Source organism: Gilliamella apicola, from assembly GCF_000599985.1.
In the GTDB taxonomy this organism is placed as follows: domain Bacteria; phylum Pseudomonadota; class Gammaproteobacteria; order Enterobacterales; family Orbaceae; genus Gilliamella; species Gilliamella apicola.
Map to the genome: position 1 here is coordinate 1,751,700 of NZ_CP007445.1, position 16,713 is coordinate 1,768,412.

10 protein-coding genes are annotated in these 16,713 nt (G+C 31.3%); 1 reads left to right on the top strand and 9 read right to left on the bottom strand.

Annotated elements, in window-relative coordinates; genetic code table 11:
- Positions 1 to 600: 600 nt before the first annotated feature.
- The 9 genes from GAPWK_RS08045 to GAPWK_RS08090 form a co-directional block, all read right to left on the bottom strand.
- A complete protein-coding gene (locus GAPWK_RS08045; RefSeq protein WP_025315726.1) occupies positions 601 to 1,125 on the bottom strand; it encodes a low molecular weight protein arginine phosphatase in 525 nt (174 codons plus the stop codon).
- A 945-nt stretch (positions 1,126 to 2,070) separates the two neighbouring features.
- A complete protein-coding gene (locus tag GAPWK_RS08050; protein WP_025315727.1) occupies positions 2,071 to 2,793 on the bottom strand; it encodes a pentapeptide repeat-containing protein in 723 nt (240 codons plus the stop codon).
- A 1,041-nt stretch (positions 2,794 to 3,834) separates the two neighbouring features.
- Positions 3,835 to 4,916 (bottom strand): IS3 family transposase gene (locus GAPWK_RS08055; RefSeq protein ID WP_407919837.1). Its coding sequence is split into 2 segments (ribosomal slippage): positions 3,835 to 4,661 and positions 4,661 to 4,916, totalling 1,083 coding nucleotides; the frame shifts between segments, so codons are not numbered across the junction.
- 670 nt (positions 4,917 to 5,586) lie between these two features.
- Positions 5,587 to 7,218: a hypothetical protein gene (locus GAPWK_RS08065; protein ID WP_025315728.1), complete on the bottom strand. Its 1,632-nt coding sequence runs from the start codon at positions 7,216 to 7,218 to the stop codon at positions 5,587 to 5,589.
- 178 nt (positions 7,219 to 7,396) lie between these two features.
- Positions 7,397 to 9,529, bottom strand: a complete 2,133-nt coding sequence (locus tag GAPWK_RS08070; protein WP_025315729.1) for a hypothetical protein — start codon at positions 9,527 to 9,529, stop codon at positions 7,397 to 7,399.
- A 361-nt stretch (positions 9,530 to 9,890) separates the two neighbouring features.
- Positions 9,891 to 11,474, bottom strand: a complete 1,584-nt coding sequence (guaA, locus tag GAPWK_RS08075) for a glutamine-hydrolyzing GMP synthase (RefSeq protein ID WP_025315730.1) — start codon at positions 11,472 to 11,474, stop codon at positions 9,891 to 9,893.
- A 304-nt stretch (positions 11,475 to 11,778) separates the two neighbouring features.
- Positions 11,779 to 12,255 (bottom strand): toxin-activating lysine-acyltransferase, encoded by a 477-nt coding sequence (locus GAPWK_RS08080; protein ID WP_025315731.1) that lies wholly within the window; start codon positions 12,253 to 12,255, stop codon positions 11,779 to 11,781.
- 376 nt (positions 12,256 to 12,631) lie between these two features.
- Positions 12,632 to 14,782 carry a phosphate acetyltransferase gene (pta, locus tag GAPWK_RS08085; RefSeq protein ID WP_025315732.1) on the bottom strand — a complete coding sequence of 717 codons (2,151 nt, stop codon included), beginning with the start codon at positions 14,780 to 14,782 and terminating at the stop codon, positions 12,632 to 12,634.
- A 67-nt stretch (positions 14,783 to 14,849) separates the two neighbouring features.
- Positions 14,850 to 16,055 (bottom strand): acetate kinase, encoded by a 1,206-nt coding sequence (locus tag GAPWK_RS08090; RefSeq protein WP_025315733.1) that lies wholly within the window; start codon positions 16,053 to 16,055, stop codon positions 14,850 to 14,852.
- A 195-nt stretch (positions 16,056 to 16,250) separates the two neighbouring features.
- Between GAPWK_RS08090 and yfbV the strand changes: the two genes are divergently transcribed.
- Entirely contained in the window at positions 16,251 to 16,703 is a 453-nt protein-coding gene (gene yfbV / locus GAPWK_RS08095) for a terminus macrodomain insulation protein YfbV (protein WP_025315734.1), read from the top strand.
- Positions 16,704 to 16,713 lie beyond the last annotated feature (10 nt).

A 16,713-nucleotide genomic window follows, 5' to 3' on the forward strand; every position in this document is an offset into this window, starting at 1 on the left:
AATTCCTTTATGAAAACCTAGTAATAAACGCTGATAATTTAGGCATTTTTTACAATTGATAATATTATATATATTATCGGTTTGTGTAAACTGTTTAAATAAAACCATATTAATATTATGATTTTTATTGTATTTTTAAGTTGAATTGTATAAAAAACAAATTTTTTAGTAGGTTATTAAAACGGATTTTCTTTGTATAAAATAAATATTTCACATAAAAACAGACACTTAAAATCGATTGAAAATGTTAACAAAAATTTAAATTTTCTACGAAAAATTTTATTAGATGGAAAATGGTGAGTTTGCTGGATTTTTAATCAATGGAAGGAATATCAAATTTGATGATTATTATGCTAGTTTATGTTTTGTTTTTAATTATCAATATTTTTTAACGTTTTCTTGGCAATCACTAAAATTAGACTAATATTAACTTGTTATGTTATTTATCAATAGATTTTTTTTAAACAAATAGAATAAAATAAGCTAATTTTTCTTAGTTTCATTATTGTTTTAATAACTCCAAGAGATTTAATTATATGATTATTAATTAAAATATCTCTGGGAGTTTATAAACTTGATAATCTAAGTTAGATTTATGGACTATTTCTCTTTCGCGATTTTATCAAGCGCTAATGGTAAAAATTTATCTAATTGATTTTCAACCTTGATATAAGCAGCTATTGGCATTTTATAAGGATCAGAAAGATCTTCATTTTTACCGGTTGCAAATTCAGCTAACGTATATACTTTACCTTGAGCTTCTGGGTATTTGCTTAAAATTCGATCTTTATGGTTTTGGGTCATTGTTAATAAATAGTCTGATGAATCAACATCTTCTTTGACTAATTGCGTTGCTTTATGCGAAGATATATCAATATTTCTATCTTTTAATACTTTAACTGTGCCCTCTTCCGGATTGGTTTCATTAGGATCAACATTTACACCACGTGATTGGACTGAGATATTTAAATTATGTTTTTCCACGTAATCCTTAGCTAAAGCTTCTGCCATTGGGCTACGCCCAGTATTACCTGTACAAACAAACACAACAACACGATCAAGTGAAAAACAAGAAGCACTAAACAGTACCAATAAACTGATTAAATATTTTTTGAAATTAAACATTATATTGCCTTTTTTATTAACTAAACATTTTTTATAATAACAAAGATAAAGATAAATTCTATATAAATTTATTTTAGAGCTTTTACCTAAAAAAATTACCTTTCAATTATTTTATTCAAATAAAATCCAATCTTTAACAATATTTATAAAGATGTATCATTCTGTAATGGTGTTTAAAATATAAGTTAGAAATCTTCATAGATATTACTTTCTCATTTGAAAAAATGATAATGACCCTCACAAAAATATTAGACAGTACTTACCTCTATAACATTATTTTTTGATAATACAGATTTTCATACTACTGCGGTAATGTCCTGCCACTGACTGAATGACGATAAATGAGATGTTAATAGATTCCAATACATTCAAATAGCAGTTCATCAGCTAATTATTTAATTTTGTAATTACATTCTTAAATAATATAGATTTTTAAAGTATGAAAAAAGTTTTCAGCTATCACCTTTTCTCTAAAATTTCTATTCAACACTTTTTTGCTGTAATCGATATGGCAACAATAAACAACTAAAATTAACTCTACTATGCTCACTTCACTAGTCACTGTGAACTAACACATCGTTAGGGAAGCCATGCCGAAAATAAAGTAATAATCCGTTGCTACTCAACGTAGTCATATAGACCTGTTCAATTCGATGCGTGTTACCTGATTTATTAAGGTGAGATTTGCTCTCGCTGAGGTGGTTAATTCATTGATGAAAGAGGTTGATTTGATAAAGTATATTCAACCAATTATTGTTTATATTCAGTGCTAAATTTTTTGAGCATAATAAATATTTCTTTATGATTGTTTAGTTATATCAAAGACAAGACATCGGTCCATTTTTTTGAAAGGATTAAACCTGTTCAATAGCTTGTACTGCTTCGTACTCAATAAACCAGTTTACTTACTATAAACGGTCTATAATTACTTTACTATCCATCGTTTCACTTCTTTAACCATTTAGGACGCTCGCCCTTTCCGCAATAAGAATCAATAAGATCGAGTATATGAGAGTACAATTTAAACGAGTTTTTACCAAACATGTTTACAATGTCTTGTTTACTAAATTGACGCCATTCACTAACCGAGTGAACCCTCAAATCTACTCTAACCGAGGGAACCCTCAAATCTACTCTAACTTCATCTCCACATATTGAAATAAAACATTTTTCATCTGATATTATGAATGTTGACTCAGGTAAATAAGTATCTTTCAGTTTGACATTTCTCAGATTAGCATGTAACAAATTGGCACCTCTCAGATCAGTATTTCTCAGGTCAGCTTCTATCAGGAGGGCAGCTAACAGGTTGGCATCTCTCAGGTTAGCCTCTCTAAGGTCGGCACCTCTTAGATCAACACATCTCATATCAGCATTTCTAAAATTGGCATTATTTAGGCTGGCAACTCTTAAGTTGGTCCAACTTAGATCGGCATTACTAAGTTGGGCTCCTCTCAAGTCGGCATATCTCATGTCGGCATCACTCAGATTAGCTTCCCGCAGATTGGCGTCTCTAAGATCGGCATATCTTAATTTAGCATCGCTCAGATTGATATAACTTAGATTGGAATTACGCAGGTTGGCATAACTAAGGTCAGCTTGCTCTCCAGATTCGCCATTAGAGTAGATCCAAATTTCATGCTGTTCCAATACTTTTTTAATATCCATTATCTATTCCTAAAATTCTATAAAAAGCCTGATCGTTGCCAAAATATTAGAAAGAAGTTACCTGTGTGATTTTGTTGTTTAAGTAATACTGTTTTTCATATTGCGTAGCAATATAATATCATTGCTGAATGGTGGTCGAATAGAATTATAATAGATCTTAATAAATTCAAATCGTGTTTTATCGGCTAAAACTCTGTTTTGTAATTTCCAAGACCAAAATTTGGGTTTTAATCTATAACAACATCTTTCCGCACCGTATCATCCTAATAATTTTCTTACACTTTGCCTTAATCCATATTACAACAAAAAATATCCAAAATCAGCACGATAATACTGACTTCCCCGGTAATTTTGAAGTAACACATCTTTAAAGAAATGACAGATAAATAATGCTTGTTTTAATGATAACAGACTAAAAGTCGGTGTATATAATGACTCTTTTGAAGACCAACCAATTATATGTTACCCATACAAATTGATATAATTATACACAGATATAATCAGCATTTACCAGTTTTGATTTAAGTGATATCAGCTACTCAAGCAAAACTTTCTTTGTCGGGATTAAATTGCTTGGCTAACATATTGAGAACAACATCATGGACAATACCCGTATCAATTTTATACTTGAATTTATACTCGGCTTTACTCATAGCCTTTAAGGATTAAACTTACTTTTTCTCTAAGATTTGATATTCTTTATCTCTAGCATTATGTACTAAACTTGGTACATCTAAATGAGCTTTCTGCAACCAATACTGCTTTTAAGATACTCTTCAAATAATATTGACTGAGGTGGGCTTTTTAGCTAGGCATAATAACCTGACCAACTCACTTCAAACAATTAGCTGACAAATATTTTCGGATAATAGAATAAATAAGTTTTCATATAATGGTACTTTATCCTCTTGAATTGTAGATAAAAGCTATGCGTTTTTTTAGAATATCATTCGCCATTTTAATTATTTTGCAAAAACCATAAGCCTTTGCTGAACATTAGATGTAAATACCCCATTGTTAGCACACAAACCAAGTAGAAAATCATGCTATTTGCTTCATGTTTCTATATTCAATTGGTGTCATATTATTTAATGCTTCATGCGGTCTTTCTGTGTTATACATTTCTAACCACTCTTCGGTTATTTTTCTTACTTGTTCCAGATTTTTAAATAAATACAGATCTAATACCTCCGTTCGATATGTGCGGTTAAATCGTTCTATATAGCCGTTTTGATAAGGACTACCTGGTTTAATATAATCTAGGGTTATTCCATGTGATTTTGCCCAACTTGTAAATCTGTTTGAGGTAAATTCTGTGCCATTATCAACGCGTATTTTTAATGGATAACCGTGATATTGAGCCAGTCTGTCTAAATAACGGGTAATTCTACCTGCCGATAAACTGACCGCAATATCAATGCCTAATGCCTCTCGATTAAAGTCATCAATAACATTAAAGGTTCTAAATCGGCGGTGATTTTGAGAACTATCACTCATAAAATCCATTGACCAACATTCTCCCAAACGACTTGGTACTGATAATGGCTCTGGATAACGTTGGGGCAATCGTTTATTGCGTTTAGAACGAATATTGAGTTTTAACTGACAATAAACTCGATAAATCCGTTTATGATTCCACGTATATCCCAGTTTCCTGATTCGATGAAAACACTTAGGAAATCCCCAACGTAAATGCTTGTCTGTTATTGACTTAAGTAATGAAATAATCATAGTGTCATCTGCCGATTTAGGTTGATAGTAGTAAGCACAGCGACTTAAATTCACAATAGTGCAACTCATTTTAATTGTTATACAGTATTGTGACTGTAGTGTTTGTGCCCAACTCTTACGAACTGCCGTCGGCACTATAGCTTTTTTATTATTTCTTGCTGGAGCTGAGAAGTTAAACTTAATTCAGCATACATCTGTTTAAGTTTACGATTTTCAGCTTCCAGCTGTTTTAACCGCTTAATGTCCGATGATTGCATACCGCCATATTTATCTCGCCATTTATAAAAAGTAGAAACGGCCATACCATATTTACGGCAAAGCTCTTTAATAGGGATACCAACTTCAGCTTCTTTTAAAATGGAGACAATTTGGTGTTCCGATAATTTTTTCATATTGAAATTCTCCTTAAAAATATTATAGAGAATTTTCTACTTTTTTATGTACTATTTTAGGGGATAGTTACAGAGAATTTTCTACTTTTTTATGTACTATTTTAGGGGATAGTTACATTGGTTAATCAATTGTTTAAAAGTCTTTTAAGATTAAGATGATTAAGCATGGATCATATCATCATAAATTAATGATATTTAGTAAAAAACAATAGTTCTTTTTTTTATCTTGATTTTTTTATTAAATATCATATCTATTCTTTATAAAAGACCGTCTAATTGTCATTATGTAAGATTAATTTATATTTAAGAAATCTGTGGAAAATACAATTCTTTAATTTTGAAAACTCATCAATATTTTCTACTTGGATTAAATGCTAATTGATATCCACATATTTTATGAATATATAATATGTAAGATTTCATACATGGAGAGGTTACTAATACCCAAAATAGTCAATGGACTTTAATTCTTTATTACAAAAATAATCATTTATATGGATTTAAGTTGCCAGATAACATTTAACATATAAAATAATTATCCGATAGAAAAGTTTAATAGTATTTATACAACTATTTTTTAAAAAATAGTTTTAACAGATTACAAAGAGAAATTAATAATTCTTTGTTGAAATAAAAAATATCCATTAAACTCCTTTTCTTAAAATATAAATTATTTATTAAGATCATGTCGTTCTTTCAGCTTACCAAAATGAGACCAGCTTTTTGTTGTTGCTCCGATTAAATTTGCGCCAAAATAACTAAAAAAAGATGAATGATGATTTTGCTTAGTAATTGCATCCATACATGCCCTAACAATAATTTGTCTTTCAATCTTCGATATATCTTTACCATATAAATTTAACATTGGGAGCCAATCATAAAGTGCTCGACAATTATCAAAAACAAATAAATCTAGATACATATTTCTACTTTTTGCTTTATATTTTGCTCTCCAATGAGCATCTGTATTGACATGATGTGCATTACCCAAGTGGTTAATCGCTAATTCTATCCAAAGACGTGGCATAGGAACATCACAAAAAACACCTCCATAAGGATCAGGGAGAGCAGAAATAATTTCCTCAATTGAATTCGATAAACCTTGAGACAAAATATTTTTATAAGAAGATTCAGCATTTCTAAGCAGATCATATAATCGGACACTATCAAAATATGATAATGTTCCACTTTTAGAGTTTGTAAATTGCTGAAACCAGTATTTTCCTAAATTAGTTTTTGAATCTTTAAGTCTCAAAATAAAATTCCAAATAGGAAATTCTTGATGATTTATAAATACTTCACCTCCTGATAGTTGTTCTAAATCATCATCAAATTCACTCCGAATATTATAGCCAGGAATGGTAACCATCTTGATTAAATTTGACTGAATTTTGTCCTGTTCCATTTTTATGAACATACGTTTAAGTGCTGCAGTACTACCAACCCTTAACATTGGTTGAATATAGCTAGCGACTATAGTTGGATAATGAGTTGAAAATGCACTATAAGCAGATTCAAAATTTAATTCAATCAAATCCTCAAATATTTTCTCATCACCGTCAAGCTCATAATTTTCTATTTCAATTCTACTTACATAGCCATTACTATCTGCTCCTTCAAAAAATCTAGAACCTTTGCTATTTCCAGTATAAATAGACTCTTCAAGAAAAGCATGACTTCTAAAATAAGATGATAAAAAATCGATATTTTCATCTGTTTTGTCTGGCAAAGAACTGTTAACGATGAGAACACCTAAGTCAGCAAATGAGTTACTTTCAAAAATAGAGTTTATAGTGAGCAAGGGTTTAGATTCTTTACTAAATAGAGGAGCAGTAAAATCCAAGTATATAATATCAAATTTAAATGAGGTTATTTTTATAAGATCAGATATTGCACCATTGAAGATTTTTAAAAATGGATATTTTGCTTTAGCTTTCTTCAATGCAGATAAATAAATTTCTTTGTTTGATTCAATAGCCCAAACATTTTCAATTTGAACACCAAGTTTAATCATTATTTCTAGATCATTTTCTGGCTCTGGACCACAAAAATACGCTATTTTTAACTGCTGTGGTTGTTTATTGTCATATAAATTGTTAGAAAAATTAATCCAAGACTCAATAAATTTATCGTCTGGATTTTTAGTTGGCAATATTTCATCAAATGCGTAGTCCCAAAGACCCCGTATATAATTAGTTTTTAATATACGCTGTTCGTCTCTATCAACCGTTAATTTTTTAATAGCTTCATTCCAAATTTTAATTCGGCTTTTTTCTTTTATATCCTGTGTATATGTAAACATAATCTACCAATCATTATTTATCTAATAAGTTAAGATAAATATGTGCCATTTAATTAAACACTTTTACTTGATAATTTTCAATTCTCTTAAATAATTGCCAATGTTAGCCAACCTACTAGATTTAGTATAGAATTTATCATAAAAGTATCATTTCAAATCTATATTATTCTATTAACAATTAGTATTTAAAATATTCTTTTTTAGCTTTATCAGTTATCGAATAAGCATATATTTGTCCATTATGGACTCTATTTACAAGGTTATATTTTTCATCCAGTTTTTTACCACGACTCGCAATTAGATGTGATGATACATCTAACTCTTCCGCAACCTCCCTGGCATACATAGGCTCTTCATTTTTATGAAGTTCATAAAGTAGCGAAAATTCAATTTTTGGAAGGAGTTTAGATTTATCTATTTTTTCTAGTTCATTTATAATATTTTCTGACACAGAAGTGATTTCTACTGGAGACTGGCACTCTATACATCGCATTTTATTAAATTCAAGATAACTTAAATGTTCATATGGATATGTTTTAGAGCAAGTCAGATTAGTACATATTATTTTTTTTGATTCTTTTAAAAAAGTTTCAATTTTTTTTGTAAAATCAAAAGGTCTTGCTATAAAGTATTTTCTCGACTCTGATCCTTCAGGTTTTCCCCACCTTAAATTCAAAACTTCCGCTAAACCATAGTTTATAGAGTAAATAGAGACTTTATCTCCGTCTCTATCGCTCATCTCATTATATTTTGATATAAAAAAATTTAACTCTAACGTTTTAACAAATTGCTCTAAATTTGGAGAGAAATAAAAATGAGATGTAAACGGATTTGTTGCTACAGATTTATAAACCTCCCCAGATAACTCTCCTATAATTATTTTTTTTCTGATATCCTTCAAGCTATCAGTAATTATTTCTAGAAGTTCTCTTTGTTGTAATGAACTTATTTTTTCATTATATGAGATAAGACTATAAGTAGTAGTATCAAAGAAAGAATTTATAACATTTTCATAATACTTTTTCGCAGCTGCACCTAAAATGCTTCTATTAATTGAATTACCATATAAAATATTACTTTTGTAACAATAATACAGGACATACCCAATTATTCTTGGGACATTCATTGAAATTTGAAATATTAGCTTATAATACTCATCCATTGATTCTTTTTTTGTATCAAAGAAATAATCAACGGGTTGTGTAGAATAGTAATTAATTCGACTTTCAATTAGTCTTTTTGTGAAATCAACAGCTCTATCCTCCATTGTATTCCTATCAAACTCTGAATAAAGATTATAAAAATCCAAATCAATTATATCAATTTTACCTTTATCAATATCTCCAAAATGAATTCTGTTCGGATATGCTGCTATTTTGAATTTAACAAACTCATTAGACCAATTATTTAGTGGAGCTAAAATTACATCTACAAATCTCTTTAAAGATGCCTCTTCAATTTCTGAAAAGTCATCTAAAAAAATTACTAAATGCTTAATATTAATAATTGATAAAATATCTTTGATATCATCTATTACACCTTTTATTCTAAATACTTTTAAAAATATTTGTGAAAAGTGACTTTCCCATTCATCTTGAGTTTTGCTCTCTAACTTACCTTTATTGGAGTATGTTTGACTCAAACTAACAGTAATCTTATTAAAATCAGCACTTATTTCTGCCTTATCTGCATCGTTAATTGAATTTTCTGTAAGATCTTCTGTTGCTGACTTAACTCTTTTATTAATTTCAGCTACAATTGGGATTTCGATCGCTTTCAAATGTTCATTATTTTGTATTTGTTGTAATAAATATTCTAATTTTTTTTGTACATCATTAGTTTTATCAAATCCTAATATTCCTTTTATTTTATCTATAGTAGACTGAAATTGTTTATTAAGTTCTTTAATGATTTCTGAAAGGATAGTTTGAATAAAGACTCTTTCGATTAAATATTTATGCAGTACTTTCTCTGGAAATTTATTTGATAAGTAGTCTATTGATACTATATCACTTTTTGCGCTTTCAAATATTGTTTTTGTATCGAGATAACATGATATATATTCTTTCTTTTTTCTGTATTCATTTTCTAGTCTTAGAATTATGGTTGATTTACCAGTGCCCTTTCTTCCAATTAAAAATGTAGTATTATCAGTCAAACAACTTTTGAAAACTTGCTCATTTGGAAGCAGATCGACATATAGTTCTTGGATAAGAGTATTTCCTCTTTCATCAAGTAAATCAGCTCTTCTATATTTTTTTAAAGAATCACTTGCTGAAAAAAAATTATTTTTCTCATTGTCTGTGTACATAATTATAATCCATATATAAAATAAAATTTAATAAATTTGATTTTCTAAATATATTGTTTGATTTATTTCTCATTTTTTATTTTATCATATTTACTGAATTCACCAATTAAAAGCTATATACTTTTATTGTTCCCATATAGGAAAAATGGAATGATGATACAAATACTAAAGCTTTATCAATTATATGATTTCATTATTTTTTATCTAGATAATACTTTTCTTCATCAATTAATCTAACCTCAGGGTAAACTTCATATATATCAAGCCCCATTGAGCTAAATAATTAAAATAAAAGCCAGTGATATTAGTTATATCACTGGCTTTTTAGATATAGATCTATATTAATAACAAAAAGAGAAAGTTACTCCCACTCTATAGTCGCAGGTGGTTTTCCGCTTATGTCGTATACAACTCGTGATATACCATTTACTTCATTGATAATGCGATTCGATACTCTTCCTAAGAAGTCGTATGGAAGATGAGCCCAATGGGCGGTCATGAAGTCGATGGTTTCAACGGCACGCAGTGAGACAACCCAATCATATCGGCGTCCATCGCCCATGACGCCAACCGAGCGTACTGGTAAAAATACGGTAAATGCTTGACTAACTTTGTGATATAAATCGGCTTTGTAGAGTTCTTCGATAAAAATCGCATCGGCTTGTCTCAATAAATCACAATACTCTTTTTTCACTTCACCCAGTACCCGAACACCTAAACCCGGTCCCGGGAATGGATGGCGATAAAGCATATCGTAAGGTAAACCAAGTTCCAGACCGACTTTACGTACCTCGTCTTTGAATAATTCACGTAATGGTTCAACTAAGCCCATTTTCATATCTTCAGGTAATCCACCCACATTATGGTGAGATTTGATGACATGAGCTTTACCTGTGTCAGCAGCAGCGGATTCAATAACATCAGGATAAATAGTTCCTTGAGCAAGCCATTTGACATCTTTTAATTTTGCTGCTTCTTCATCAAAAACGGCAATAAATTCACGACCAATAATTTTACGTTTAGCTTCTGGATCGGTTTCGCCTTTTAATGCCGCCATAAAACGGTCTTCTGCATTAACAGCAATAATATTTAAACCAAATTTATCACCAAACATCTCCATTACTTGCTTTGCTTCATTTAAACGCAGCAAACCATGATCAACAAAGACACAAGTTAACTGATCCCCAATAGCTTGATGTAATAATAATGCGGTAACGGATGAATCAACGCCACCAGAAAGACCTAATAATACTTTATCCTTACCAACTTTTTGTTTAATACGATCAACTGCATCCGTGATAATAGATGAAGGTGTCCATAATTTTTCACATTGGCAGATATCAATAACAAAACGTTGCAGTAACTCTAATCCCTTAACAGTATGCGTTACTTCTGGATGGAACTGCACGCCATAAAACTGTTTTTCATCATTAGCCATAATGGCAAATGGGCATGTTTCTGTTTGCCCAATTAAAGTAAACGTGTCGGGTAATGAAGTGACTTTATCGCCATGACTCATCCAAACATCGAGTTGCTCAAGTCCCGCATCACTTGTGCTATCCAAAATACCTTCGGTTAATTTGGATTTTGCAACAATATCAACTTTAGCATAACCAAACTCACGTTGATTAGATGCTGTAACTTGTCCGCCCTGACCTACTTGGATTGCCATAGTTTGCATACCGTAGCAGATACCTAATACAGGTACACCAGCGTTAAATACATATTCAGGCGCTCTTGGGCTATTTTGTTCGGTGGTACTTTCAGGGCCACCTGATAAAATGATGCCTTTAGGATTAAATTGTTTAATTTTTTCTTCCGAAACATCCCATGGCCAAAGTTCACAATACACACCGATTTCACGAACTCTTCGAGCAATTAATTGCGTTACTTGTGAACCAAAATCCAAAATCAATATACGCTGTTGGTGGATGTCTTTATTCATCAATTTTAATTCCTAAAATATAAGCCAATATAAAAATTGCTTGGTATTGTATCATCTAATCATTAAGCTTAAATAGCATATCAGTATTTTTTATGTAATAAATATTCATAAAAAAGATATTTAGCATATTAGGGAAACAAAAGTTACGATTAAGGTGAAACATGGCTCAAAGAATTGTAGGTTTAATCATTGATAAATATTTTTAAATAACCCTCTGAATAATAAAAATATATACAGTAAACATAATTTTACTGCGTATAAATTTTTTTGAAATCTTCGATTCATAAATCTTTGCTTATATATCCTAACATTGAACTGTTTTAATAACAGGTTTTGCTTTTGACTTGTGATAACCAAAAAAACAGAGATTATTTTTTAATACTTTTTTACATATTGATTTCATGAGTAAAACTTCATTCAATCCAAATGGGCAAAAAAAAGATAAAAGCCATAGTCGTTTTGTTTCATCTTTTTCATTGCATTGGACAAAATTGATATAACTTTTCGTTTTATTTAAATATTGCCATTCTTCTTCCTTATTCAAATAAGCCCAATTGAGGTACCCTAATGGCCTATTATTTTTAATCAGTAAAATAAAGTTTTTAGACTGTATGATAGGAAGTAATGCTTCTAATGCTGAACTTATTGCCGCATTTCGATAATTAGGGTTTCTATTCCATAACCACATGGTGTAGCCTAACACTTCGGATTCATTCCACACGGTATCTTGATATATATTTGGTGCAATGACTTGGATTGAGTTTTGATTAGAAAAGTTCATTTCGTTTTACCTCTAATAACATTAATTTAAAACCGATTTATTTATTAAAAGATAAGAATTATTTTTATGTAGTAACTTAGAATTACTGACATAAACATTACTTGTTTAGTCATTTAAAAATGAATGAAATGAGCAAATACAAAAAATAACTATTTAATTAGATCACTGAAAATAGAATTAGCTTAAAACTAAAAATAAATTAAACTAAATAAATTATTCTTAAATGTAATGAATTTGAACGCAATAACAGCTATAAACAATATATAACAAACATTATTTTTAACTATTTTTGTTTTTATAAAGGACAAAGCTTAATAGATTGGTAGAAATGAGAGGTTATTTAATAACCTCTCATAAATTGAAATATCAATAAAAACTATTTACCAGCATTTTGTTCTTGCGCTGATTGAATAGCGGTTAATGCAATAGTATAAACGATATCGTCAACTAACGCACCACGAGACAAGTCATTAACAGGTTTACGCATACCTTGTAACATTGGACCAATAGAAACAAGATCAGCAGAACGCTGCACAGCTTTGTATGTAGTATTACCAGTATTTAAATCAGGGAAGATAAACACTGTTGCTTTACCTGCTACTTGTGAATTTGGTGCTTTAGATTTAGCCACATCAGGCATAACTGCTGCATCATATTGTAATGGACCATCAATCATTAGATCTGGGCGTTTTTCTTGAGCAATACGAGTTGCTTCTTTCACTTTTTCAACATCAGCGCCTTGACCAGAACTACCTGTTGAATATGAGATCATCGCAACGCGTGGTTCAATACCAAAGGCAATTGCGGTATCAGCTGATTGGATAGCTATTTCAGCAAGTTCTTGTGCGTTCGGATCTGGATTGATTGCACAGTCACCATAGATATATACTTGGTCTGGCATTAACATAAAGAACACAGATGATACAAGTGAACTACCTGGCGCAGTTTTAATTAATTGTAACGGTGGGCGAATAGTATTTGCAGTAGTATGGACAGCACCTGATACTAAACCGTCAACCTCGTTTGCTTCAAGCATCATTGTACCAAGCACAACATTATCAGCTAATTGCTCACGTGCAATAACTTCGGTCATACCTTTATTTTTACGTAATTCAACTAAGCGCGGCACATATTTTTCACGGATATTATCTGGGTCAACAATTTCAACACCAGCACCTAATGTAACGCCTTGAGAAGCGGCTACTTTACGAACTTCATCAGGATTACCAATAAGTACACATTTTGCAATATTACGCTCTGCACAAATTGCTGCAGCTTTAATAGTTCTTGGTTCATCACCTTCTGGTAAAACTACCACTTTTTTCGCATTACGTGCAAGCTCAGTTAGTTGATAGCGGAAAGCTGGAGGTGATAAACGACGAGTTGAATTTACCACTTCATTTAATGATTTGATCCAATTTGCATCAATATGGTCAGCAACAAAGTTTTGTGTATTATCCATACGTTCTTTGTCATCAACCGGAATTTCTAAATTGAATTGTTGTAAATTAATTGAAGTTTGGAATGTATTTGTTTTAACTGTAAATACAGGTAAACCTGTATCAAAAGCTGGTTGGCATAATTTATAGATTTTTTCATCAATTTCATAACCACCAGTTAACAATACACCACCAATTGCCACACCATTCATAGCAGCTAAACTGATTGTTACTAGTACATCAGAACGGTCAGCAGAGGTCACAAGTAATGCATTTGGTTGCAAATGACTAATGATATTTTGCACACTACGTGAGCAGAATGAAATATGTTTAATACGACGGCTTTGAATTGAACCTTCATTAATGATTTTGGCATTAAAATGTTTAGCGATATCAATTGCACGGCAAGCACTTAAATCAATATTCCAAGGAATACAACCAAGAACAGGAATTGGACTATGACGATTTAAATCTTCAATGGTGATTTTTTTACCATCAAATTTATGAGTATGGTAAATTTCCGCTACATCTGGACGAGCAAGAGATTGCTCTTCTACAGGTGCATTTACTTTATTAACAATGACACCTACGATTTTTTCATTTTTAACGCCACCAAAATTAGAACGGGCAATTTCAATACGATCTTTTAATTGCTCTGGTGTGTCTTTACCCATATTAACAACAAAGATTATTTCAGCACCAAGCGTTTTAGCAATGTTATTATTTAATTCATTGGCAAACGGGTAATCAGCAGTAGGAACAATACCTTCAACTAATACTACATCAGCCCCTTTGGTATTTTCAGCGTAAAGGGCAACGATTTCTTCCATTAACACATCTTGTTGATTTAAACCTAGTAGGTTTTCAACATGACTCATTTTAAGTGGTTTTAAAACGGGAATTGATGTGTTATTACTAACCAAAGTAGTAGTATTGTCAAGGGCATCACCACCCGCTCTTGGCTGGGCAACTGGTTTAAAAACGTTTAAGTTAATACCTTGACGCTCCATAGCTCGAATAACACCAAGACTCACACCTGTTAACCCTACATTGGATCCGGTTGGAATTAGCATAATAGTACGAGACATAATTAATTTCCTCTTAATTCTTTATTATGTAAAAACAAACCGCCATTTCGGCGGTTTTAATCGTTTATTAAGCAGTTAAACGCGCTGCATCCTGAGCAATAACAAGTTCTTCATTGGTTGGAATCACCATCGCAACGGTAGAGCCGTCTTTAGTAATTGTTCCTCCATTGCCAAAACGTGCAGCTAGGTTACGTTCTTGATCAAGTTCAAAACCAAGAAGACTTAATTTTTGTAATGTCATGCGACGAACTTCTTCAGAGTTTTCACCAATACCACCAGTAAATACGATTGCATCTAAACGACCGTCTAAAAGCATTGCATAACCACCAATGTATTTAACTAAACGGTGAACAAAGACATCTAAAGCATTTGTTGCATTTTCATCTTTACCATAGTTGTCAGTTACATAACGGCAATCGCTACTTACACCTGTTAAACCTAATAAACCAGATTTTTTATTTAAAAGATTATTAATATCAGCAACTGACATATTTAAGTTATCGTGTAAGAAGAACATGATAGCAGGATCGATATCACCACTACGTGTACCCATTACTAAACCTTCAAGTGGAGTTAAGCCCATTGAAGTCTCAACACATTTACCATTTTTAACAGCAGTAATTGATGCACCATTACCTAAATGACAAGTAATTACATTTGTTTCTTCAACTGGTTTATTCAATAATCTTGCAGCTTCACGGCTAACATAATAGTGGCTAGTACCGTGTGCGCCATAACGACGAATACCGTGTTTAGTATAAAGTTCGTTAGGAATAGCATACAAATAAGCTTCTTTCGGCATAGTTGTATGGAATGCAGTATCAAATACAGCAACATTTTTAGTTTTTAGATGAGGGAACTCGGCAAAAGCTTCACGAATACCGATCAAATGCGCAGGATTATGTAAAGGTGCAAATGCTGCTGCCTCTTCAATACCTTTTAATACAGAATCATCGATTACGACAGATTGAGTATATTTTTCACCGCCGTGAACGATACGGTGTCCAATAGATTTAATACTATCTAATAATTCTGGTTTTTGAGGGAAGATGCTATTAACAATAAATCTGATTGCTTCACTATGAGCAGCGCCAGCACCTAAAGAAGCTTCGTTCTTAACACCATCAAGTTTCCACTTAATACGTGCATCAGGAAGATTAAAACATTCAGCTAACCCAGATAAAAACTCATCACCATTTTCAGGGTTAATAATGGCAAATTTTAATGAAGAACTTCCGCAATTAAGAACAAGAGCGTTATTACTTGATGACATAGTAATTCCTATAAATTGAATAAAAAGATATATACCAATCAAAATTGGTAACTCAACACATGATTTAAAAATCGATGTGACTACATTAAGGTGACTTCTGATATCTTGCTTTTTGAGATAAAATAGAGAGAGCCCCCAATTTGAATGACATTATTTTAAGACAATAAGAAGTGAATGTCGAGGAATCCCAACAAGATGAATTTAGTTAATACATTTAAGGCTGGACAAAGATATATGAAGCTTTGTCCGACTGATCAGCAATTGATGCATTCATTTCCTGAATTAAAAATCATTAACCACATAAAAACCATAATAAAATATTTGCCACCAATCATTGTCGGTCTGATTGTATGGCAATATTATATGCCTGCGCAGCTTGCAGTAACAATCTTAACTATTTTGTTTGCCTTGAGCTTACCATTACAAGGTATATTTTGGTTGGGTCGACGTTCACAATCACCTTTACCCCTTAATTTAGTGGATTGCTATAACCGAATCAAATTACAACTCATCGAAAATAAAGTATTAGATCTTAACGCAAACTCAAATGAAAAATTAACTTTTGAATCATTTATGCAACTTATAAACTTATCTAAAATTCATTTAGGTAATTATTTTGGACAAGATGATGATGCATCTAACCAATAATGAAGATTTA